Genomic DNA, 23624 nt, shown 5'->3' with positions numbered 1-23624 from the left:
TCTACGTATGCCGGCCGCTCCTGTTCAGAACGAGGAAAACCAGCAGTACTGCGGTTACAACGCCTATGCTGTCGATGGCCACGTCGCTGACCTGCCCGCTTCTCCCCGGAATGAAGGTCTGGTGGAACTCATCAGTTGCAGCGTAAAGAACGGCTGCTGCAAAAGCTTTGTACCACTTTTGAAAAGCACCGTAAAGAAACAGCGTCAAAAGGAAATAAGCAAAAACGTGCGCGCCTTTTCTTACGATATAATGCAGGGTCTCCTCTGCCGCCGGAATCGCCGAAAACAGAGCTGCAACAATTGAACTTAGCTGACTCGACTCCTCTCCTGCCTGATGGGATAAGTAAAAAATGCATGCCATCCAGAGAATGGCAAGAACTCCTGAAATTTTCTGAACTTTCGACATGACCCGGCCACTCCCTTTCCTATATAATAATACCTAATCACAAGAAAGGAGTCGATAACGCGATGAAACATTTAGCGAAAGAGCACTTCGTCTATTCTATGGATAAAGATAATCCTCCGGCTCTCACGGTTTCTTCCGGTGAACAGATCAAAATCGATACATACGACTGTTTCGAAAACCAGATCCGGACGGAAGATTATGAAATGAAAAGTATGGACTGGGAAAAAATCAATCCCGCAACCGGACCGATCTACGTGGAGGATGCAGAACCCGGGGACGTACTGAAAGTCCATATCGATGATATCACTCTCGGCGACCAGGGCGTCATGCTTACAGGTCCCGGGCTCGGCGTACTCGGTCACCGTATGGAAGATTTCGAAGTTAAAATACTCCCACTGAAAGACGGAAAAGTGGTGTTTGATGAGAAATTGTCTCTACCCCTCAATCCTATGATCGGTGTCATCGGGGTGGCACCGGAAGGCGAAGGCGTGAACTGCGGAACCCCTGACGCTCACGGAGGGAATATGGATACGAAACGTATTGCGGAAGGTGCCACTCTTTATTTTCCGGTCTTCCAAAAGGGAGCGCTGCTTTCACTCGGCGACCTTCATGCGGCTATGGGAGATGGGGAGGTCAGCGTCTCGGGTGTTGAAATTCCGGCGGAAGTGACTTTGACAGTGGAAACGCTCAAAACAGACTCTATCTCCTACCCGATGCTTGAAGACGGAGAAGGGGCGTCTATAATTGTTTCCAAGGAAACTCTGGATGATGCAGTGGATACAGCAGTGGAAATGATGATCGACCATCTTCATCCGCACCTCGATATGTCGCTATCCGAACTGACGATGCTTGCAAGCGCCGCAGGTCAGGTCGAAGTCAGCCAGGTAGTGGATCCGCTCAAAACGGCCCGCTTCTCTATGCCGCGGTACGTTCTGGAAGCGTATGGTATTCAGCTATTCTGATCCACTAAAAAAGTGCTTCGCGAGATTGCGAAGCACTTTTTCTTACTGCAGTTCTTCTTCGAGACTCATATCTCCTGAAGGGCGGAAACGATAGTACATCGTATACACCCTCGTATAGAACCATTGAATCCACGGCCCGAGCAGAAGCATCGGAACAATTGTACCAAGACCTACAGGACCGCCGATGATGAAAGCGAGGGAAGCCATGACGACCGCTACTGCCGTCTGGGACACTTGCAGACTCAAATTATATCTGTGGCTCACCGCAAGGAACAGCTGATCGACCGGAGCGCGGGCGAACTGAGGCAGAATATAGATGGCCACTCCAAGACCGATGATCATTACTGCGACGAGCAGCAGTGCAAACTGCAGGAGAAACGGGTAGCCGGCCAGGTTGACCGGTGCAAATACGAACTCCAACCAGAAATCCAAAATCAGACTCTCCATGAATATAGGAATGGCCGCTCTGATTTCCGGCGCCTGCTTCATAAGCAGGGCGTTCACGAAAACAATCAGAAATTGAAATACTCCGTACCAGAAACCTGTCGTAAATCCTAAGTGATCGGAGACGCCGATAAAAAAGGCCGTCCAGAATCCTGCTCCGAGAGTAGCGTTGATAAGAAGCGCGACCCCGAAAAAATTGATAAGCATACCCAGCAAGTATACAGAGGAACGATATAACATGGCTTCCCCCTCCTTCTTTCCTGAAATCTAAAAGCCATTTTATTAGAAGGTATAAGGAGAAACAAGGAGAAAATCTTAGATATATCAATGATTTTTTGCTGAAAACGCTCTATTTAAGGACACACCGGTTTATAAATATTTATACGGTTGAAAACGAAATTTTAATGGATGCTTTTTTCAATCGTGATTTGTCATTTTTAAAAAAATGAGTATAATATGTAAGGTGAAATACTTTCAGTAAGACTTCATTTGTTCTTATAAAATGAACATTTCAGTTTTACGGAAGTATTTTTTTGTTTTTATACCATAATTCATTTAGGAGGAGACATGAAGAACGTATCCAGAGTTTTTTACATTACACTTGCCTTAGTTATTATAACCGTTATATTCGGTGCTGCATTTCCGGCACAGTTCGAAGGGATTACAGGCAGCATTAAATCTTACGTAGCCACGACATTCGGGTGGTACTACCTGCTCCTCATGTCCGCACTCGTAATTGTTGCCGTCTCTATTTCCATCAGTCCGTGGGGGAAAATACGCCTCGGTAAAGACGGGGAAAAACCGGAGTTTTCCCTCCCTACCTGGACAGCTATGCTTTTTTCGGCGGGAATGGGGATAGGTCTCGTATTCTACGGAGCAGCCGAACCTCTTTTCCACTATCTCTCCGATTCTCCCACTGCAGAAACAGGAAGCGGAAAAGCGTTCAAAGAAGGACTCGTCTACGCCTACTACCACTGGGGTATCCACGTCTGGGCGATGTATGGTGTCACCGCACTCGCTCTGGCTTTCTTCCAGTTCCGAAAAGGGGAGCCCGGCCTTATTTCCACGACTTTGAAGCCGCTGTTCGGCGATAAAATGAACGGGCCGCTCGGTACGCTGATCGACGTCCTCGCTGTATTCGCAACCGTCTTCGGAGTGGCGACATCTCTCGGCTTCGGAGCTGTACAGATCAACGGCGGACTCTCCCATCTGTTCGATGTCGAAGTCGGTTTTACATCGCAATTCTTCATCATTACAGTCGTAACGCTATTATTCTTAGTGTCAGCGTGGACGGGGTTAAGCAAGGGTATTAAGTATTTATCCAATACGAACCTTGTCCTTTCCGTCGTTCTGCTCGTTCTCGTTCTGATCATCGGACCGACGATACTGATTCTGAATATGTTCACAGAAACGTTCGGTATGTATATACAGAACTTTATCGAAATCAGTTTCCGTACGGCTCCTCTCGAGAGCGATAATCGAAGCTGGCTCGACAGCTGGACGATTTTCTACTGGGCCTGGTGGGTGTCGTGGGCTCCATTCGTAGGTATGTTCATCGCCCGCGTCTCCCGTGGTCGTACAATCCGGCAGTTCCTTACCGGAGTTCTTACTATTCCTACCCTGCTCGTGTCCATCTGGTTCGCCGTTTTCGGGACGACTTCCGGTAATATCCAGAACAACGGTACGGAACTCACGCAGTATGCGACAGAACTCGTTCTGTTCAACATGTTCGACCAGCTTCCGCTGTCACTCATTCTTTCTTTGCTTGCAATAGTGCTGATCGGTTCATTCTTCATTACATCGGCCGATTCCGCCACGTTCGTGCTCGGTATGCAGTCCACAAACGGTTCTCTGCTGCCGGCGAACAGAATCAAAATCGTCTGGGGACTGGCACAGTCCTCCGTTGCTCTCATTCTTCTGTACGTAGGAGGTCTGCAGGCGATACAGAATACGATTATCGCTGCGGCGCTTCCGTTCTCGTTCGTCATGATTCTCATGGTGATCGCCCTCTTCAAGGCGCTCAACGAGGAACACAAGAAAATGGAAGCGGAAGAAGAAAAGAAACAGAATTCATAGTCAAACCAAAAGCCGGTCTGCTTATTAGAAAAGCAGGCCGGCTTCTTTTAATGGGTATACGGAAATAATCTAACTGCTTGCCCGTTCTTTCAGGGTTTCTTCAAACAGATCGAGTCCGCGGTCAATTTCTTCCTTTGTAATAGTAAGCGGTGGAATCATCCGCATAATTTCCGTTTCGTTTCCCCCGAAGTAAAACAACACTCCTTTTTCAAGAGCACGATCCAGGCAGTCGAACAACACGTCACTGCTCGGAGTTTTCGTCACCGGGTCCACCATTTCGATTCCTATCATAAGACCGAGGGCCCGGACTTTCCCTATTTCCGGATATTTCTTCTGCATAGTAAGCAGTCTCTCATAAGCGTAAGCTCCCTGCTTTTTCGTATTGGCAAGCAGGTTCTCCTCTTCGATGACGTCGAGTACTGCATTTGCAGCGTGACAGGCAATAGGATTCCCGCCGAACGTCGTTGCGTGACTGCCAAGCGGCCACTTCTGCATAAGTTCCCGCGAAGCTACGGTCGCACTTAGGGGCAGACCGCTCGCTATACCCTTCGCAATCGCCATGATGTCCGGTGTGACATTGAAAGTGTGCGAAGCGAACCATTCCCCGGTACGGCCAAACCCGGTCTGCACTTCATCGAAAATAAGCAGAATGCCGTGCTCGTCACACAGTTCCCTCACTCTCCGGAGCCATGGCTCCGGGGGCACGACGTACCCGCCTTCCCCAAGCACGGGTTCCACAATAAATGCCGCCACTTCTTCGGGGGCCACCTGATACTTGAACAGCTGTTCAGCATGATGCTCCAGTTCTGCAACCGGATCTTCCGCTTCCGGATCAGCATAAGGCAGCTGGTATGTGCCATTGACCGGCTGATGTTTCCGGTACTTGCTTTTCGAAGTGGAGACGCTCAGCGCCCCCATGGAACGACCATGGAATCCGCCGAGAAAAGAAACGACATAAGGGCGGTCCGTGACGTGACGGGCGAGCTTCAAAGCGCCTTCCACCGCTTCGGCACCGCTGTTTCCGTAGAAGAAGCAGTCGAGATTCCCGGGGAGGAGGGCAGCAAGACGCTGTGACAGTTCAAGAATGGAATCGTACATAATAACCCCGGACGGTCCGTGCGTAAGTTCATCCGCACCTTTTTTAATCGCCTCCACCACTTTGGGATGCCGGTGTCCGACGTTCGTCGTTGCAATTCCCGAAGTGAAATCAAGGTACTGCCGTCCGTCTTTTCCGTAGTAATAATGCCCCTCTTCTTTTTCCACCGGAAGGTTCGGGTGGTCCTTGGCCATGCTCGGTGCCAGGTGTCTGTCCACGAGATCTTTGATTTCATCCATAACTGTAATCCTCTCCTAAAAGAAAAATAAATGTGCAATCAGTGCGGCAAGCGGCAAAGTTACAGCCGTCCGCTGCAGAAAAATGATGAATAGTTCAAACAGATTGATCGGTATATTCGATTTAATGAGCAGCACGCCTATTTCAGACATATAGATGAGCTGTGTCAGAGCCATGACGCCGATGACGAACCTGGTGATTTCCGCTTCGATTCCGCTTCCGATGACCGCGGGCAGAAACATGTCCGCAAACCCGACGATCATCGCAGGTGCTGCCGCTTCCGCTTCCGGCAGCTGCAGCAGATTCAGAATAGGAATGAACGGATAGGACAGGAAAGTGAAAATCGGCGTGAACTCCGCAATAATGAGCGCGACGGTACCGAGAGCCATGACGAGCGGAATAAGGCCGAGCCAGATATCAGCTACGTGGAACAGCCCTTTCTTAACGACTTCCCCGGCCCCTTTCACCTGATCGGCTTTCTTTATGGCACGGTCCACACCCCACCGGAACGTTGACCAGCCTTCGGGAACATCTTCCTGTATCTGACGGCCGACCGGTCCATGGTATGTCGTCTTTTTACCGGAAAGCGGAGGTATCCTCGGGATGACGATTGCCGCTACAATGCCGCACACCACTACCGTAGCATAAAACTGGACGAACATATCGTCGATAGACAGAAATCTTGCGATAACAAGACTGAACGCGATAGACGCTATCGAAAAGTTCGTAGCGATGATGGAAGCTTCTTTTTTCGTATAATATCCCTGTTCATACTGCTGGGTGGTCAGAAGAACACCGACGGTACCGCTCCCCATCCAGGAAGCCATGGCATCCACGGAAGAACGGCCGGGAAGCTGGAAGAGCGGGTTCATCACTTTTCTGACTATCGCTCCGATGAAATCCATCAGCCCGAACTCCAGCAGTAGCGGCATGAACAGACTCGCGAATAAAAACCAGACCATAAGCACGGGAACGAGATCGTAAAGAACGACGACTCCCGTCACTTCCGACCATATCACTTCAGGACCGATACTCCACAGCGTCATAGCCGCAAAGACGGCACCGATGACCCGAAGCGTGATCCAGAACGTCCCTACGTCGAAAATAGCCACGATAAAAATATTATCTTTATATAATTTTTCAGGAACAAACCGGGTGATTATACTGCCGAGGGCAGATACCCACAATACTGCTGTCATAAAAGCAGGAATGTACGGTCCAATAACCGCCTGCAGGCCATCAGCCATCACCCCGAGACCGATCGTAACCGTATCATTCACAGAAATAGGTACAAGGAACAAAAGCACTCCGATCAATGACGGAATAAGAAATTTCAATAATTGCTTCGTCGTGTACCTCCCGTTTGTTCTGTCATTCGCAGTTGCAGCCTCGTCAATCTCCATGCTTTTCTCCCCCAATCAGAAAAAATCTTTATTGGGTAATAATACACACAAATGCATTTTTATTCAACAGGATGTATCAGTATATTTAAAAAATAGATACCCGGAAGTAATCTGCGGCATAAATGGACCCGGGTCATACACCTACTGCTATATAAAAAAGCACCCGCCATTCAGGCAGATGCTTCGGTTTTAGTTATAGAAGTCACTCACTATTTCCTCAAGACTGATTTTCGCCAGATAGTTTTTCGGAGTCAAAAATGTGACAGTGACGACGCCGGGATGACGACCTATTTCGATAGACCCGGTAATCGTAGCCCGGTTCATCACTTCCGGCACATCAATGCCGAAAGCTTTCGCTGCGCGCTCCATACCGTTCGTCGTCGCATCATTGAGTGTCGCTCCACTGCCGACGAAGGACACCGGGAGAGAATCTTCCATTTTTTCTATGTCCCATTCTTTCCGGAGTGCTTCGGCTTTTTGTTTCTCCTCTTCCGTGAACGGCTTAGCAAGGTAAGGAAGGTCTTCTTCCACCGGGAGGAGGATCGGCCCTTCAATGTTGACGCCTTTCATCACTTCCACTTCCAGACTGACAATACCCGAGACGTCCGTCGTATGTCCGGCGATTTCTCCGTCCCCCTGCATCGCGTGCATGTCCCCAAGGTATACTCCTCCGCCTTCCACTTTCACCGGGCAGATAAGCACTGCCCCTTCCCGAACGCGGTTAATATCCATGTGTCCATCCGTCCGCTCTTCCAGCTGCTCTTCCGTGAGTCCATACGAATGCGGAGCATCAATCAGGAACTGTCCGAAATCTCCGGCGTTGTGGGAGTCGGGAATAGCCCTTGAAGGTGTGGTGCCGAGCTGTCCGAGGAAAGGCCGCAGTCTTGCCATAGCCCCGACGATATCGTGGGGAGCAAACGTGACGACCGGGTTCTGAATAGAGCCCTCGGGTGTTGCCATGTAATGTTTCGAGTCCTTCGCCACTTTTTCCGCCGCCTGTTTATCCAGTGTCAAACCCACTTCCTTCTTGTGATCGAAGGCGATGGAATACGCATTCGTGAACGCAAAGGGAGTCACGTCCTCTCCGCACACCTGACAGCGGATCGCCTGCTGGCCGATGCCTTCGATATATGTTTCGGGATTCTCCGTACCACAGTTCGCACATTTCCCGTCTATGAACGGGTCGCCGGTGAAACGCCCTTCCACCGGTTTGTCGTTGCCGGAAGCTGTCGCTATAGAAGTCACTTCGATGGAATGAATACGGATAGCAATCGCATCTCCCACTTCCGCTCCTTCCACATAAACGGGCTTCGTCACTTCATGCCCGCCTTTCAGGGCAGGGGTGATCATCGGTCCCCAGCATCCGGGTGTCGTATTGGCGACGATGTGCCCGCCATCCCGTACTTTGTACTCCATTTCCCTCGAGGGATCCAGCACGCCGTCGGTAAAATCGTTAACGAAAACAGTCTGTTTAGCTTTCATTATTACACCCCTTTTTTGTTATTGTCTTAATTTTAGAATATTACAGACAATTCTACAAAAATAAAGACTTTTCACCCCGGCCCCTTCAGGGTAACAAGAGAGAGGAAAGGATAGATGCTCATGACGGAATTATTACTCAGTCATATCCCGTCTACCCTGCTCCACATACTTACGGGGCTGCTGGTGGCGGATTTATTATTTAAAGGACCTGACTTCCATAATAGAAAAGCAAGATTTGTTCTTCTCGGGGGCGTCGGGGTCATCGTACTGATGCCGGACCTCCCCAAACTGTTCGGTGTGCTGATCGGCCACTCCCTGGTTACCGTACCCATTATTGCCGCGTTTTTCGCTATTTTCACGCGGGCGCTGCTTACTATGTCGTTTTTTTCTATATGGTGGCGGCTGACTCTCGTACTCGTAGTAAGCGCGCTCGGTATCGACTATCTCGGGAACGGAGTCCATCTGCTTTATCCGATAACTGGAGCGACGTACGGCCTTTCTCTTATCCGGTATGAATTCTTCTATATACTACCGGTCAGCCTGCTGCTGTTCGTTCAGCTGCGGAAAGGAACTTCGGCACATCACCGTAACAATTGATATCTTCAGCAGATCGTGCAGAATATGAAAAAAGAACCTCCGAATGGAGTTTTCCTTCCCTTCAACACGTTCCCACTCGCCTGAGGGGAAGGAAAACAGCTTCCCCGGAAATGAACAGCCTCACTGACCATCCTCTCTGCTAAAAGCACACAAAAACCGGACGTCAAAGTCCGGTTCTGTCTGCGCTATTCTGTTCCGTACTCTTCTCCCTGTTCGCCGCTCATTTTATCCAGTACTTCCGGGAACTCCACCGTATCGAATTCCTCCCCTGTCTCAGCGTCGGTAACGTGGATGACGACGCTGTAATCATCGGGATCCGCTCCATCGAAAAGTTGATAATATAAACCTAGAACACCGATACCGAAGACCGCAAATCCGTCGAAACTCTCCTCATAGGCAGTCTGCTCTGCTTCGAGCGTAAACTCGGAGTAATCACCATTTGCGGTGACCCCCTGAATGGATGAATATTCCCCGCCTTCCCGGATCTCTTCCAGAGAGCTCTCAATCTCCTCCTCCATTTCTTTCATCATTTCCTTATGCTTCGATTTGGACATTTTATACGTAATCGTTCCATCCCCGTTGTCCGTCACTTCACTGATTCCTTCTTCTTCTGCAGAAGCTTTTATTTCTTCAAAATCTCCGTCTTCCATTTCCAAAAGCGTTTTGGGAAGTGTCACTTTTACATTAAACATTCCTTTATCGACATCGATAGAACCTTCAGAGTTCTCTTCCGATCCTCCTTCACTTTCATCTGCGGATGTTTCTGACTCCGGGGTGTCACCGGCTTCCGCAGATTCTTCCGGAGTCTGTTCCCCCGTCCCGCAGGCGGCAAGCAGAATGGATAACGCAATCAGCCATTTCCACATACGTCTCTCCTCTTTCCGGTTTGGATTTTACTGTCTCAATTCCTCTATGTGCACAGACACTTCCGAAGAACAAATAAAATACGACGCTTGCCTTCCTTTTATTTTCCCTAATTTCCAAAATTATATACCTTTTCTGAGTAAATTTTCCCAGTCACTCATCAAAAAGTATAGAAACAATTCTTCTTCCCTGCTAAACTAAGATATAGAATATCCACTTCAGACAGGGAGGAAAAGTCATGGATGCATCCGCATGGACGAAAGAGGATTTATTGAAAATACTGCACAATGCGGACACCGGCCTACTGGTAAGCGTCCCCGATGAAAACCGCTTCGTGGAAGTCAACACTCCCGTTTTATCGAATCTCGGATATACACGGGAAGAGTTTCTTTCCCTTCCGCTCTCTGATCTCTTCGATACACTGCCCCTTGAAAAGCAGGAAAAGGTGCTCTATAAGAAAAACGGGGAGGAACTTCTCGTCGAAACCGTCAGCCGCCCCCTTCCTCTTTCGGACGGCCGCCTCTATACGCTTACAACAGTTAAAGATATTACGAAAAACAGAGAAATAAAATACCGGTTGAAGCATAAGGATCAGCAGTTCAAGTCTCTTTACCTCTACAACCCGGATACTATCTTCTCCCTGGATATGAACGGAAGATATACGAATATCAACCCTTCCGGTGTAGAGCTGTTCGGCTATGCTCCCGAAAAAATCAATGGTTCCTCCTATCTGGAGTTTCTTACGAAAGAAGCCGGTGAAGCGACCCTTTCTCATTTCAGAAAAGTTACTAACGGGGAAACGGTACGATTTGAAACCACCCTCATCTCCCGGGATGAAGCCAGACATATTATGGATGTTACCGCCGTGCCTCTGATTATCGACAACGTCATTACGGGAGTCATCGGTATTGCGAGAGATATGACAGTGAAAAAAGCGACGGAACGGCTTCTTACCGAAAGCGAACAGCGCTACCGCTCCCTGTTCGACTACAATACGGATGCAGTGATGACGTTTGATACAGACGGTACGTTCACCCATGCGAATGCAAGTACGGAGAAACTTACCGGTATGTCGATTGAACAGCTGAGAGGTAAATCGTTTTTACCTTTTATATCAGAGGAGGTACGGGAGGAGACGAGACGACATTTTTTCACTTCTCTTCAGGGACAACCCCACCAATATGAAACGCAGCTCACCATGTCGGAAGGAGAGAAGCTGTACCTGCACATAGCACTCGTACCTATTTACATCGACGGAAGCATTACGGGTATCCACTGTGTGGCCAAAAACGTAACCGAGTTGAAAAAGCTTAATACAAAAATGAACCACCTCGCTTATCATGACACGCTCACAGGACTTCCGAACCAGCGTTACTTCCACGAGACCATCGAACAGAAACTTGCGTCAGGGGAAAACTTCGCCCTTTTCTTCCTGGATCTCGACCGTTTTAAATTTATCAACGATTATATGGGCCACCACATGGGAGATGAACTGTTGAAACAGGTATCCCGCCGTCTGCTCCGGCTTGTCGGCACCCGGGGGAACGTGTTCAGGTATGGAGGCGACGAGTTTCTGATCATCCTGCCGGAAGTCGATACGGAAGAGGCGGGAGAAATAGCTGCCGATATCACTTCGGAAATGGAGCGAAGCTATGACCTGAACGGATATGAGGCACTGGTGACAGTGAGCATAGGTATCAGCATGTCACCGGAGCACAGCAACACGACCGCCGCACTCATCCGCCAGGCGGATAACGCTATGTATCATGCGAAAAACCTCGGCAAAAACACCTGGCAGGTTTACAACAGCCAGGTTCAAAAGCGGAAGACGGACCTTAAAACAGAGTCCCACCTTTACAAAGCACTCGCGAACCGGGAGTTTTTTCTCGTTTATCAGCCGCAGTTCGAAAAAGACAGCAGCCATCTAATCGGTATAGAGGCACTGCTCCGGTGGAGAAATAAAGACCTCGGTCTCGTCTCTCCTTCCGAATTCATTACGATTGCCGAAGAAACTGGTCTGATCGTACCTATCGGTGAATGGGCGATCAGGGAAGCCTGCCAGCAGGCAAAAGCCTGGCAGGATGAAGGGTACCCGCCTGTAAAAATATCCGTCAACCTGTCCATGCGTCAGTTTTACCATAACGATTTAGTCGAAATGGTGGCACAAATCCTTCAGGAGACCGGGCTGCCTGCAAAATATCTGGAACTGGAAATCACAGAGTCTATGGCCATACACGCGGAAGAAGCCACCGACATCTTAAACAGATTGAGCGGTCTCGGGGTTAAAATCTCCATCGATGACTTCGGAACAGGATACAGCTCCCTCAGTTATTTAAAACGGTTCCCTATCCACCAGCTCAAAATCGACAAATCGTTCATTAAAGATATAGGAGTCGACCGGGAAAACAATGATATCATCACTACTATCATTTCCCTTGCCGACAGTCTGAATCTCGAAGTTATTGCAGAAGGTGTGGAAACAGCCAGCCAGCTGGATTTCCTCAGAAGAAACGGATGCGATAAGTACCAGGGATACTATTTTGCAAAACCTATGAAACCGGAACAAATCGTCTCCCACTTCAATCCGAAACTTTTTCACAAATAGCGCGTACTCCATAAACAAAAACAGCCGGAATATTTCCATACAGCTACTGCTGCGAAGGAGGTCCCGGCTGTTTTTTTCTTCTGTCATACACTATCCCTTATAGAACAGTACCGTAAAGTAAGGAGCACCTTTGTCATCGACTGCGACACCGATTCCGACTTCTTCATACGCAGGATTGAGGATATTGTCGCGGTGGCCTTTGGAATCCATCAGCCCTTCGTGGGCGTAAACGGCGTTGCTCTGCCCGTAAGCGAGGTTTTCCCCGATGATCCGGAAAGATACCCCGGCTTCCCTGGCTCTGTCCGCCGGTCCCTGTCCTTCCGGATTAGTGTGAGAGAAGTAATCACGCTCCGTCATATCCGTGCTGTGGGCTTCTGCTACAGGGACCAGTTCCTCTCTCCAGCTGAGCGGCTCCAGTCCCCTCGCCGTACGGTCTCTGTTGATAAGTCCGAACATAACTTCCGCCTGGTCTTTCCCGACCCAGTCCTGTTCATTCGCGTAGTAGCTGTTCATATTCGTAGTAACGGTTTTGGGAACGATATAAATGGACTTGATGACGTCCCCTTCATGACGGTCGTAAAAGACCGTCACTTCCTTATTGTTCCGTTCGTACACGTCATAATTTTCAGCCGGAGACCGTACACTCGTCATACCCCGTCTGACCGCATCCGCCGGTTCGCCCCAGGCTTTCTCTGCAGTGGAGCTTTCCTGGCCAATGGTTATCCCGTCATAGCTCTCCCCTTCTTTTCCCAGGTAGCGACCGGTGCTATCTTTATTGGCGAAAGAGAAATTCCCCGACGTCGTCCCTTTCAACATCCATGGGGTGCCGTAAATACTTTGTACCGTCTGCTCCCCGGCTGTTGCCGAAGACTCTTTCCCGGAAGTAACCTTCTTTTCCTCCTCTTCCGGAGAAACAGGAGCCGAATCGATCGCCTGACCGGTTTCCCAGTTTTCGAACTTCTCCATGAAGGAATCCATTTCCTTCTTCACGGTATCCCATTCGGAATCCAGAGTTGTGATGACCCACGTTCCGAGGAACAGGAGTGCCAGTAACGCGACTGCCTTCTTCATCCGCTTCAGTCTCCTTCTTCATTTATTTTTAAGGTCCCTAAACCGATAATAATAATAACTACCTTTATATACTCAACCGGATCTTCTTTTACTGAGACTGCTGTTTCTCTAATTTTATCATTGAGCAGGCGTGCTGACACTTAATTCAAACCGTAGTCGTCATATTCACTTGGGGTAGTGGAACACAAAATGCTTTTGACAGGCTTGAACAAAGAAGTATATAGTTAAAATAAATTCTTGTTAAGGAGAGCCCTATGACAAATAATGAACCGGATTTCATCGTTGAATCGAAGCGCTTGTGTGAAATAGCGGGAATGAACCCGAACGAGATCCCGCGTCCCGACACCATATTAACCAGTTCCGAACTGGAAGCCAAGAAAGAAGAGTATGATGAAATATTATCCGTCGTCAGTTTTTTTTCGAATAAACTGCTGGACTCTTTGAAAGGAACGCCGATCCTTGTAGGTGTAGCCGACGCCGACGGATACCTGTTGAAAGTGGAAGGAGATGAGACGATCCGCTCCACTATCGAACAGTTCGGCATATTTCCGGGCAGCCTCTTTCGCCAGGAAGATACCGGAACGAACGTGATCAGCCTCTCTCTTGATCAAAAGCATCCCATCAGCCTCATAGGAAAAAGTCACTACCACACGTTTCTGCACAGCACCGCCTGTTACGGGACCGCTTTCCGATACACCGATAATAATAACCTGCTCGGCAGTCTGTCGATCATGATGCCGATCGAATACAGAAACCCTCTCTTCCTGACGATGCTCTCGCAAGTCGTGGACTCTATTGAACGGGAGCTGCTGCTCAGGAAACAGAACAAAAAACTGAATATTATGAACCAGATCATGTTGAGCCGTACGAGAAACGGCATAGTTGTCACGGATGAGAACGGTATCACTACGGAGTTCAATGATTTCGCCCAAAAGATATCAGGAACAGATAAAGATGACGTCCTCGGCCGCAACATCCGGGAGTCCCCGATCACCGGTTCCTATTTCGAAGAGCTCCTCGAACAGGAAAAAAGCTTTTCCAATGAAATACTGAAATTCACGGATGAGAACGGGGATCGCGTCATCTGCCTTTTCGACGCCCAGCCTATTTACGAAGAAGAGAAATTGGCCGGCGCTTTCGGTCAGTTCCGTGACATCACCGAGCGATACAACCTTCAGGAAAAATATAACTACCTGGCCTACCATGATGACCTTACCGGTCTCCCCAACCGCCGCTATGTGAACATTGAAACGAAAAGAGCTATCGAAGAACTCCAGAGCGGGGAAAGCAGCAGTCTTGCTTTACTTTTCATCGACCTGGACCGTTTTAAAATCATCAACGATAATTTCGGTCATACGTGCGGAGACCATCTTCTTATTGAAGTGAGCAGGCATTTGAAAAAGTACCTCGGTGAAAACGACATTCTTGCCCGGATGGGCGGAGATGAATTCGTCCTGTTACTTCAAAATTTCGAAGACGCGGACTACGTGACCCGAAAAGCCGAAGAAGTACTCCAGGAATTCCGTCATCCTTTTCAGGTGGACGATGAATATTTGTACACAACCGCGAGTATCGGAGTCGTCTACTACCCCGAAGAGTACGTCTCTCTGGAAACGTTCATGGTTTACGCCGACAACGCCATGTATCAGGCGAAACTGGACGGGAAAGACCGATACGTCGTCTATTCCTCCCATTCCCTTGAGAACATGATGGAAGAATTCCGGCTCGAAGCCGACTTACGGGAAGCGCTGGAGAAGAATGAATTCGTCCTGCACTATCAGCCCCAGATCAACAACACTACCGGTGAAGTGGTGGGTGTCGAGGCGCTTATACGGTGGCAGCATCCGGAATTCGGTCTGATTTCTCCCGGGTCCTTCATCCATCTTGCCGAAAAGAATGGTCTCATCACGAGAATCGGAGAATGGGTTATCGAGGAAGCGTGCCGGCAGAATAAGAAGTGGCAGGAGGCGGGCGGCAGACCGGTGAAAGTTTCCGTCAATATGTCCACCCAGCAGTTCCTTACGAAAAATACGATCACCCTCGTCCAGGACGTTCTGGAACGTACGGGGTTAGCTCCGGAGTATCTCGTCCTCGAAGTTACGGAGTATATGGCGATGGAATATGACAGTTCTTTTCTCGTACTCGAAAAACTGAGAGAAATCGGTGTAGGTATCAGCATCGATGACTTCGGCACCGGATACAGTTCCCTGAACTACCTGAAACAGTTCCGGATCGACTACATTAAAATAGATAAATCCTTCGTCAATGAAATCCTTCACGACGAGAACGATGCGATCATTGTGAATGCTATCATCAGTCTTGCCCACAACCTTGGCATGCAGGTCATCGCCGAAGGGGTCGAGACGAGCGAACAGCTCGACTTCCTCATCCGCCAGAACTGTGACGTGACCCAGGGGTTCTATTTCAGCAAACCGCTCACCGCTGATGATATCGAAAAATCCTACATCCGCCCACAGGCGCCACAGGAGGGAAATTAGTAATGAAGAAACTCGCTTCTATATTGACCGATCATTTCGTCCACTGGGGAATTACACACGTCTTCGGGATACCGGGGAAAGCCATCTCCCCCATCCTTTTTGAACTGTTAAACACCGACATTGAATTCGTTCTGAGTAAGCATGAAGGGGCAGCGGGATTCGAAGCGGCAGGATATGCAATGATGAAGGATGTCCCCGGGGTGGCTATCGGTACGTCAGGACCCGGCGGGACGAACCTTCTTACCGCAGCCGGGCAGGCTAAAGCTTTCCATACTCCCCTGCTCATCATTACCGGGCACCCTTCCATGAAAGACACGGGTAAAGGACAGGGTCAGGATTCCAGTATGTTCGGTACCGATTTGTGCCGCATGTTTGAACCTGTGACGAAATTCAGCGTAAGAGTGGAGCATGCGGAACGGCTGGCTCCGCTTCTGGGCCATGCCCTGGAAAAAGCAGTTACCGGAGTTCAGGGACCCGTTCATCTTTCGATTCCTTTCGATATACTTCTCGAGGAAGCGGAACCGTTTCTTCTTGATATTCCGGACAGGACGCCCGTCATCTCCCCCGAAATATACAACCTCCCTCCTCTCCTTGAAAAAGCGGAAAAACCGGTGCTTTTTCTCGGAAAAGGGGTCCATGCAAGCAGGAGTTATGAAGAAGTGAGAGAAGTCGCCGAACGCTGGCAGATTCCGGTCATCACCACTCCGGGAGGGAAAGGCTGCTTCCGTTCAGACCACCCTCTGTCTCTCGGAGGTTTCGGACTCGGCGGCACGGAAGAAGCAGCAGCCTATCTGAAACAGAAGACGGATTTGATGCTGGTACTCGGAACGAGACTCAGCGACATGAGCATCCCCGGATTCACCGAAGACATGACGCCGGAACGCCTCTTTCATTTCGACCATGACCCTACGTTTATCGGCAAGTCCCTGAACTCAGAGACGACAGCCGTACTCGGGGATTTAAAAACGAACCTCCAGTCGCTTATCGCCGCAGCCCCGCCGGGTAAGAAAGAAACCCGCACCCTCCCTGCACGCACACAGCCCGCCGTTGCAGATACAGAACTGATGTCGGCGGTCGCGGTCATCGAAGCGATGCGGGATTCTCTGCCGGATGAAGCTGTGCTGTTCGGAGATGACGGGAGCCATTCCTTTTACGGCATCCGTCACTTCGATGTGCGTTATCCGGGCACCTACTTCTTCGACGATATTTTCGGGGCGATGGGTAACGGTATCGGTTATTCCATTGGTGCTTCTCTCGCCGCTCCCGACAAAACGATCGCATGCCTGACGGGGGACGGGTGCATGTTCATGCACGGCACCGAGATCTCCACTGCCTATAACTATAATGCGCCCGTGTTGTTCATTATGATGAATAATGGACGTCTCGACATGGTCGAAAAAGGTATGAGGAAAATGATCGGGACCTCGATCGGCGGGGTATACGACACTCCTCTTGACGGGGCGGCTTTCGCCCGTTCTATGGGACTGGAAGCTCACACGTGCTATAATAAAAAAGAGGTGGAGGAAGCGATTCGAACTTCCCTTCAGACGATGAAAGAAACGAACAAACCGGTAGTCATCGACGCAATTGTCGACGGTAATGAAATACCGCCGACCATGGGGAGGCAGTAATGATGGAGAACAGCAGATATGAAGCTGGACAGAAAGTGATGGAAGAACTTTTTTCGGAACAGGTGAGACAGGAGATGAAAGGTGTGAAAGACGTCTCCCCCGACCTGTGGGACATGATAGTTTCCTTCGGTTTCGGAGACCTTTATTCCCGGGAAGGTCTTTCTCTTTCACAGCGGGAAATCGTAACGATCACCTCGCTTATTACCCAGGGGGCTTTCGATCAGCTGAAAGTCCATCTGGAGGCGGCGCTGAATGTCGGTCTTTCCCGGGAGGAAATAACTGAAATCATTATCCAGTGTACCGGCTACGTCGGCTTTCCGAAGGCCATACACGCTATGCAGATAGCAGCGGAAGTGTTTCAGGAGAGGTCGGAATACAGTTCCAGGTGATACTAAAAAAAGAAGAAGGGACGCAGTTGCGCCTTCTTCTTTTTTGTTTATCCGGCGGATAATACTACCCCCATCTATCTCAAATACCCGGAAATCCTCACTCCTGCCGGATCCGCGTTTTTACCGAACCGAAAAGATAGAGAGCTCCAGTCAGCCAGAAGATGCTTGAAATACTTATGAACTGGGCTACGCCTCCGAACAATAGAGGCGAAGTGACCTGGACGAAACGGTTTGCCGTAATACGTACGCCGAGACCCTGGCTGACGACATCTTTCGGCAGGGAATGAAGGGCGGTCGATATAGAAAGAGGCTGCCCGAGCCCTACTCCTAATCCGAGAATAAAAGCGATAACCCCTATGATATAGACGGAATTAAAGAACGGTATAAGAAGGAACATAACTCCGGAAGCCAGGATGGAAGTGAGCACAACCGTATTTCTTGAGAAACGTGCCAGAAAGAAAGTCATCCCCCAACGGATGAGCAGACCGGCCAGAGCGTTGGCCGATACGATAAGTCCGATTTCGGTACCGGAAAGACCGATTTCCACCCCGAGAAGCGGAAAGAAAGAGGTGAACGCATCTTTTCCTGTGAGCACCATCGTACTTATATATATGGCACGGCGGAAATTCACAATACCAACCAGTTCTCCCATAGACGCATTCCGCTTCGCATCCTCTTCTCCCGGCTCGTTTTCCGGTTCTTTCGTTAGCCGGAACGTCATCGCTACGGCTATCATTCCGATGATACTGAGAAGAAGGAAAGCTGTCGGCGTTCCGAATCCGTCCGCCACGCTTCCGCCGATCGCCGGACCGAGAAATGTTCCTGTCGCAGCTCCGATACTGAACTTCATAACGTGATGATCCCGTTTCGTTCCGTCCCGCGACTGACCTACGTAGCTCTGGGCCGAAATGATAAAAGCAGTGTGAAAGGCCCCTGCTACTACCTGAGACACGATGAGCCCGGTGAGGGAGGTCCAGAAGAACGGCAGACTGAGTGCAGCCATCGTCAGTGCAGCACTGAGAAGAAGCGGACCCTTACTTCCATGGAAGTTTATAAATCGGCCGATGGGTACGGATAAAAACAGAGGGAGCAGCGGGAAAAGGGAAATGATCAGCCCGATCTGAAACGAAGTGGCTCCCAGTTCGTTTCCGAGGATCGACACGAGCGGCCTGGTCCCCATACCGGCTGTCATAAAAAATATAGAAATAATAGAAAGCAGGGTGTAATCACGTTCCGTTATTTCTTTCAAAATCAACCTCTCCTCTACTCACCGCAGATACCCCTATTTTACCCTCCGTTTTCCGTTCTTTCCAGTATCCGGAACTATCCTTTTCCTGTTTGATTACCGTCTATGGGAAAAGAAGTCGATTAAAAACCTGTAGAACGTCTCCTCCGTAGGCAGCAGAGGGCGTTCTTTCGATTTGACGATTCCGATCGATCTGGTGACGACCGGGTTTTTGAGGGGGATTTTGACAGCGTTCCTCGGCATGCCGTCCACCAGCGTCACTTCCGGTATGAAAGAAACACCGAGACCTGCCGAAACCATACCTTTGATCGTTTCAATATCTTCTCCTTCGAAGGAAACGTCAGGTGCGAATCCGCCTTTATGGCAAGCCTCCATAATAAGATCCCGCAAAATATACCCTTCCGGAAATGTGACAAACTCTTCATTCCTTAAACTGTTGATTTCAATTTCCTCCTCCGAAGCCAAAGGGTGGCTGGAAGGCAGAAGAGCTACTACTTTTTCCGTAAACAGTGTCTCCCCCTCCACTCTCTCATCCTCCGGCAGAGGAGCGAGGAGAGCCATGTTCACATGACCTTTCACAACCATATTGATCAATTCGTAATAAGAACCCTGGCTCAGCCGGAATTTCACTTCCGGATATTCTTCCCTGAAAGCGGATACTACCGCCGGCATAATATACGTAGCAATACTTGAAGGAAAGCCTATATGGACGGTCCCTGTTTTCGGACTCTGAAACTCCCGTATTTCCCTCTCCGCCTGATGGAACAGGACACGGATCCTGTCCATATGTTCATAAAACATTTTACCGGCATGGGTCAGTATGACATTTCTCCCCCGGCGATAAAAAATTTCGACACCCAGCTCCTGTTCCAGGTTATAAATCTGGCGGCTCACGGCCGACTGGGAAATATCGAGAGACAGAGCGGCGTCTGTAACGTGCTCCAATTCCGCTACTTTCATGAAATAACGAAGCTGTTTTAATTCCACACTGAGCCCTCCTTTATCTAAATTATCGAAAAACTTCATGATAACAATCTAATTATTAGATTGGTTTTATTAAAAATAAATTGTAAAATAGATAACACTCAAATACAACTTAAAAGATCTTACTTTCTTTTATAGAAAACGTCAGAGAGGAGCATGTAATTTTATGCCGACAACCCAACAATATATAACGAAACCACAAAAAGACAAAGCGACCAAATACGTTTCCGAGGTTCTTCAGACTGTAAAAGAAAGAAATCCTCATGAACCTGAATTCCATCAGGCCGTCAAGGAGACCCTTCATTCCCTTATTCCCCTTCTTGAAGAAAATCCGGAGTACATCAATAATGGGATCCTCGAACGCCTTGTGGAACCCGAAAGAATGATAAGCTTTCAGGTGCCCTGGACGGACGATACAGGCGCTGTTCGTGTTAACCGTGGATTCCGGGTCCAATTCAACAGCGCAATCGGACCCTATAAAGGCGGGCTCCGTTTTCACCCGACCGTAAATTCAAGCATTATTAAATTTCTCGGCTTTGAACAGATTTTCAAAAACTCTCTTACCGGCCAGCCGATCGGCGGCGGGAAAGGCGGTTCGGACTTTGATCCGAAAGGAAAGTCCGACCGTGAGATCATGCGTTTTGTTCAGAGTTTCATGACTGAACTCTCCAACCATATCGGTCCCGACACGGACGTACCTGCCGGAGACATCGGAGTCGGTCCCCGGGAGATAGGCTATATGTTCGGACAGTACAAAAAGATGCGCGGAGCTTTTGAAGCCGGCGTGCTGACCGGAAAAAGTCCACAATTCGGAGGCAGTCTTGTACGTACCGAAGCTACGGGTTACGGTACTGTCTACTTCGTGAAAGAAATGCTCGCAACGCGCGGTCTTTCTTTCCGTGGAAAAACAGTTGTCGTTTCAGGCTCCGGGAACGTCTCCTGTTTTGCGATGGAAAAAGCCGATGAACTTGGAGCCAACGTTGTAGCCTGCAGTGATTCTTCGGGGTATATCTATGACGAAGACGGAATTGATATTGAAACGGTAAAACGTTTGAAGATCGATGAAGGAGAGAGGATATCCAAGTACGTGGAAGAACATCCGCAAGCCCGCTACTTCGATAACTGTCCGGACATCTGGTCCGTCCCATGCGACATAGCGTTACCATGCGCTACGCAAAATGAGCTCAATGAAGAGGCTGCACGTATCCTTGTCTCTAACGGACTGCTCGCCGTCGGAGAAGGAGCGAACATGCCATGTGATGCTGAGGCGATTGATCTCTTCCAGGAAAACGATGTTCTTTTCGCCCCGGCGAAAGCGGCCAATGCCGGAGGAGTTGCAGTATCTTCTTTGGAAATGGCCCAAAACAGTGCTCGTCTCTCCTGGTCCTTCGAAGAAGTGGATGAGCAATTGAAAGCGATCATGAAAGATATCCACGATCGTTCCCAGGAAGCTGCGGAAGAATGCGGAAAGCCCGGCGATCTTATAGCAGGAGCGAATATTGCCGGCTTCAAAAGAGTGGCCGGTGCGATGCTTATGCAAGGTATATAATAGACACAATCCGAACGGATATAACCGTTCGGATTTTTCGTTCTGAAAATCTTTTTCCACAATCACAGACATACCGTCGTTTTCGATAGAATAAGTAGGTCAGGCGTTCAAACCATTTAAGGTACTGTACTTTTTGTACCCGATAGTCATGAACCCGACGGGTTCTAGCCTGACAGGAAGGGCGAACTTGTGTTTGTGTCAGTATCTGTACATGAAGATACAAACACCCGCCCCGTTCCTCCGTCTTCCTCACTTCCACACCTTCAAATCCTGGAATCATCATGGTAGAATGCATATATACACACAGCTCCTATCTTTTTCTTGTTTCTAGGCAATTCAAGTGTAAAAGATAAAGGAGCTTGTGTGTATTTCTTTGGCTAAATTTTTCTGATACCCCAACAAATATTGTAGAGCGAAAAAAAGACTGCCGGTTTGAGAAAACCGGCAGCCTTTCGTCTTTTGCCTTAAGGAAGATCATTCGGGCCCGGACCAGGTTCACCAGGATCCTCAGGCTTCGAATCTTTTTCTACACTTACTTTTTCCATCTTGCGGTCAGCTTTCTCAAGGTACTCGGCCGCTTTGTCACGGCCGCCAAGTCCAAAGGCAAGACCGAACGCAAGGGCAAGTGCTCCAAGTATAAGCATGAACGCAGTGTTGATGATCGAATCAGCTACACCGAGCTGGTCGAGTGCCATGAACAATGCGAAAGCCAGAATAGCATACTTGGCAACAGAGGCAAGAATGTTGGATTCGCCTCCAGGAGTGCGGACGGCACTCTTCACGAAGCGGGAAGCCGCATCCGCAAGCCACATACCTATACCGAGAATGACGATTGCAGCGAATACAGATGGCAGATAGCTGACGACTCCTGTCGCAAGATCGACGAGGAACTCAAGCTGTATTACCTGAAGAGCTTCTACAGCGAACAGGAATATAACGAAAATCTGTACAATGTAGCCACCAATTTCGGACAGTTTAGGGATGTTTCTGTTCTCTTCTGCTCCTCCAAGCCCCATCTTGCTCATAAGGGAATTGAAACCTACACGTTCAAGAAGGTTGGCCACCACGTCCTTCAGCCAGCCACCGATTACTACACCTACCATAATCAGCAGAGCAGCTACAATGATTTGCGGGATCATTTCCAGTACGGTGTTCAGCATAGCGATAGCCGGTGCTGAAATACCTTCAAGATCCAGTGTTTCCAGTGCGGAAATAACGACCGGAATCAGTATGAGTACGAATACTACCGTACCGATGATCTGGGAAAGACTGGTTCCTTTCATAGAAGAAGAAAGGTTCATCTTCTCGGATACGCGGTCCGTTCCGACGCTCTGAAGGAATTTCGTAACGATATCCCGTACGATTTTAGCTACAAACCAGCCGATCAGCAGCGTAATCGCAGCTGCTACCAGTTTAGGAATGAAGGTAAGGATACTCTCTATCATAGAAGAGATGGATCCGCTCAGAGAGTCGATGTTCAGGGCACCGAGCACAGCCGGAAGCGCCAGTAAAAGGATAAGATAGAATACGATCTGGGCAAGTGTATTCACACCTTTTTGAGCAGATTCTTCATCATCTGCTACCTTGGACTTCACCATCATTCCGGACATTTTTCCTCCAGCGCCTTCGATCAGCTTCTTAAGTACTGTCGCTATAACGTAGGCGACGAGCAGAATGACACCTGCTTTTACGATTGCAGGGATTGCTGAAGTGATGCTTGATAGCATATTGGACAGCGGCTCTGCCAGCATGTCGATATTCAGCATATTAAGGAACCATACAAAGGCTATAATGACGATCAGCCAGTAAACGATTTTCCCGGCGACTTTTTCAACGCTGAACGACGGGGGCGTGTCCGAATCTTTCTTTCCGAACAACCTCCTGCTTACTTCCATTTTTTCTAAAGCTTTTTTGACCCCTCTGGAAACTATCGCAGCTACTATAAATCCTATAATTAGTACGAGAAGCGCGAGAAGAAGCTGCGGTATTTGCGCAATAAAATCTTCGAATGTCTTCATGAGACCATCCACACGATCATCCTCCTTTACTATATTTTAAAAAATGAATCACTTCCTCCTTCATCG

Annotated in this window: 19 protein-coding genes; 8 read left to right on the top strand and 11 right to left on the bottom strand. The window is 49.0% G+C overall.

All coding sequences use genetic code 11. The annotated features are described in order from the left end of the window. Position 1 precedes the first annotated feature (1 nt). Positions 2-406, bottom strand: coding sequence for a VanZ family protein (locus AAV35_RS02910; RefSeq protein WP_008586865.1), 405 nt, complete (start codon positions 404-406; stop codon positions 2-4). 62 nt (positions 407-468) lie between these two features. Here AAV35_RS02910 and AAV35_RS02905 point away from each other — a divergent pair, with 62 nt between their 5' ends. Continuing rightward, on the top strand, positions 469-1368 hold the full coding sequence (locus AAV35_RS02905) for an acetamidase/formamidase family protein (protein ID WP_008586863.1): 900 nt from the start codon (positions 469-471) through the stop codon (positions 1366-1368). A gap of 42 nt (positions 1369-1410) precedes the next feature. Here the strand turns inward: AAV35_RS02905 and AAV35_RS02900 are convergent, their stop codons facing one another. Then, on the bottom strand, positions 1411-2052 hold the full coding sequence (locus tag AAV35_RS02900) for a YczE/YyaS/YitT family protein (protein ID WP_008586861.1): 642 nt from the start codon (positions 2050-2052) through the stop codon (positions 1411-1413). Between the two features lie 327 nt (positions 2053-2379). On the opposite strand from AAV35_RS02900, the gene AAV35_RS02895 reads away from it, so the two are divergent. Then, a complete protein-coding gene (locus AAV35_RS02895) occupies positions 2380-3888 on the top strand; it encodes a BCCT family transporter (protein WP_008586859.1) in 1509 nt (502 codons plus the stop codon). Positions 3889-3957: 69 nt separating this feature from the next. On the opposite strand, the gene AAV35_RS02890 is transcribed toward AAV35_RS02895, so the two are convergent. The 3 genes from AAV35_RS02890 to AAV35_RS02880 form a co-directional block, all read right to left on the bottom strand. Then, entirely contained in the window at positions 3958-5223 is a 1266-nt protein-coding gene (locus tag AAV35_RS02890; RefSeq protein ID WP_008586857.1) for an aspartate aminotransferase family protein, read from the bottom strand. A gap of 15 nt (positions 5224-5238) precedes the next feature. Then, positions 5239-6624, bottom strand: a complete 1386-nt coding sequence (locus AAV35_RS02885; RefSeq protein ID WP_008586855.1) for a YjiH family protein — start codon at positions 6622-6624, stop codon at positions 5239-5241. A 189-nt stretch (positions 6625-6813) separates the two neighbouring features. Then, positions 6814-8106 carry an acetamidase/formamidase family protein gene (locus AAV35_RS02880; protein ID WP_008586853.1) on the bottom strand — a complete coding sequence of 431 codons (1293 nt, stop codon included), beginning with the start codon at positions 8104-8106 and terminating at the stop codon, positions 6814-6816. Between the two features lie 120 nt (positions 8107-8226). Here AAV35_RS02880 and AAV35_RS02875 point away from each other — a divergent pair, with 120 nt between their 5' ends. After that, on the top strand, positions 8227-8703 hold the full coding sequence (locus AAV35_RS02875; protein ID WP_156330831.1) for a hypothetical protein: 477 nt from the start codon (positions 8227-8229) through the stop codon (positions 8701-8703). A 185-nt stretch (positions 8704-8888) separates the two neighbouring features. Here the strand turns inward: AAV35_RS02875 and AAV35_RS02870 are convergent, their stop codons facing one another. Next, complete coding sequence (locus AAV35_RS02870; RefSeq protein WP_008586849.1) at positions 8889-9569, bottom strand: hypothetical protein; 681 nt, start codon at positions 9567-9569, stop codon at positions 8889-8891. Between the two features lie 236 nt (positions 9570-9805). Between AAV35_RS02870 and AAV35_RS02865 the strand changes: the two genes are divergently transcribed. Further along, the gene (locus AAV35_RS02865) at positions 9806-12172 is read left to right on the top strand and encodes a sensor domain-containing protein (RefSeq protein WP_008586847.1); all 2367 of its coding nucleotides are present in this window, start codon (positions 9806-9808) and stop codon (positions 12170-12172) included. A 90-nt stretch (positions 12173-12262) separates the two neighbouring features. Here the strand turns inward: AAV35_RS02865 and AAV35_RS02860 are convergent, their stop codons facing one another. Next, on the bottom strand, positions 12263-13243 hold the full coding sequence (locus tag AAV35_RS02860) for a CAP domain-containing protein (protein WP_008586845.1): 981 nt from the start codon (positions 13241-13243) through the stop codon (positions 12263-12265). Between the two features lie 254 nt (positions 13244-13497). On the opposite strand from AAV35_RS02860, the gene AAV35_RS02855 reads away from it, so the two are divergent. From AAV35_RS02855 to AAV35_RS02845, 3 genes are read left to right on the top strand one after another with little or no spacing between them, the layout of a single operon-like run. Then, on the top strand, positions 13498-15741 hold the full coding sequence (locus tag AAV35_RS02855) for an EAL domain-containing protein (protein WP_008586843.1): 2244 nt from the start codon (positions 13498-13500) through the stop codon (positions 15739-15741). A 2-nt stretch (positions 15742-15743) separates the two neighbouring features. Further along, positions 15744-17372, top strand: coding sequence for a thiamine pyrophosphate-binding protein (locus AAV35_RS02850; RefSeq protein WP_008586841.1), 1629 nt, complete (start codon positions 15744-15746; stop codon positions 17370-17372). A 2-nt stretch (positions 17373-17374) separates the two neighbouring features. After that, on the top strand, positions 17375-17761 hold the full coding sequence (locus tag AAV35_RS02845; protein WP_237757012.1) for a carboxymuconolactone decarboxylase family protein: 387 nt from the start codon (positions 17375-17377) through the stop codon (positions 17759-17761). Positions 17762-17858: 97 nt separating this feature from the next. Here AAV35_RS02845 and AAV35_RS02840 read toward each other — a convergent pair whose 3' ends face one another. Next, complete coding sequence (locus tag AAV35_RS02840) at positions 17859-19010, bottom strand: MFS transporter (RefSeq protein WP_008586838.1); 1152 nt, start codon at positions 19008-19010, stop codon at positions 17859-17861. Positions 19011-19103: 93 nt separating this feature from the next. Then, complete coding sequence (gene gltC / locus AAV35_RS02835; protein WP_008586836.1) at positions 19104-19994, bottom strand: glutamate biosynthesis transcriptional regulator GltC; 891 nt, start codon at positions 19992-19994, stop codon at positions 19104-19106. Between the two features lie 163 nt (positions 19995-20157). Here gltC and gdhA point away from each other — a divergent pair, with 163 nt between their 5' ends. Then, positions 20158-21540, top strand: coding sequence for an NADP-specific glutamate dehydrogenase (gdhA, locus tag AAV35_RS02830; RefSeq protein WP_008586835.1), 1383 nt, complete (start codon positions 20158-20160; stop codon positions 21538-21540). On the opposite strand, the gene AAV35_RS02825 is transcribed toward gdhA, so the two are convergent. Further along, entirely contained in the window at positions 21524-21820 is a 297-nt protein-coding gene (locus AAV35_RS02825; RefSeq protein WP_237757014.1) for a transposase family protein, read from the bottom strand. The genes gdhA and AAV35_RS02825 overlap by 17 nt on opposite strands. A 184-nt stretch (positions 21821-22004) precedes the next feature. After that, positions 22005-23570: a mechanosensitive ion channel gene (locus AAV35_RS02820; RefSeq protein ID WP_008586833.1), complete on the bottom strand. Its 1566-nt coding sequence runs from the start codon at positions 23568-23570 to the stop codon at positions 22005-22007. Positions 23571-23624: the final 54 nt, after the last annotated feature.

It is taken from the genome of Salimicrobium jeotgali, from assembly GCF_001685435.2.
Taxonomy (GTDB): Bacteria; Bacillota; Bacilli; order Bacillales; family Halobacillaceae; genus Salimicrobium; species Salimicrobium album.
Note: the sequence above shows the minus strand (reverse complement) of the source record. Positions and strands in the feature narration are given on the sequence as shown.